The sequence below is a fragment of the Micromonospora sp. DSM 43699 genome (assembly GCF_055517075.1).
In genome coordinates, this window is the sequence record NZ_JBTMMT010000199.1 from 1 (window position 1) to 458 (window position 458).

The following is a 458-nucleotide window of genomic DNA, read 5'->3' on the forward strand; positions in this document are numbered from 1 at the left end:
CCCCGTGGCACCCGGGCCGCTGCGCCGCGCTGTACGTCAGCGTGAACGGCGAGGAGACCCTCTTCGGACACGCGGGCGAACTGCACCCGCGCGTGATCAAGGCGCTCCACCTGCCCGAGCGGACCTGTGCCGCCGAGGTCGAGCTGGACGTCCTGGAACAGGCCGTCGACGGAGCGCTCCAGGCGCCCCGGATCTCCACCTTCCCGGTGGCGACCCAGGACGTCGCGCTCGTCGTCGCCGGGGACGTTCCGGCCGCCGACGTGGAGCGGGCGCTGCGCGAGGGCGCGGGTGAACTCCTCGAATCGCTGCGGCTGTTCGACGTCTTCACCGGCGAGCAGATCGGCGGGGGCAACAAGTCCCTGGCGTACGCGCTGCGCTTCCGTGCCGCCGACCGCACGCTGACCGTCGAGGAGGCCTCGGCCGCCCGCGACAGCGCGGTGGCCCTGGCCGCCGAGCGT

Annotated in this window: 1 protein-coding gene; it reads left to right on the forward strand. The window is 74.0% G+C overall.

Annotated features, from left to right (window positions below; translation table 11 throughout):
* Window positions 1-458 (forward strand): phenylalanine--tRNA ligase subunit beta-related protein (locus tag AC0AIB_RS31225; protein WP_465098082.1); only part of this gene is annotated, 458 nt, incomplete at both ends.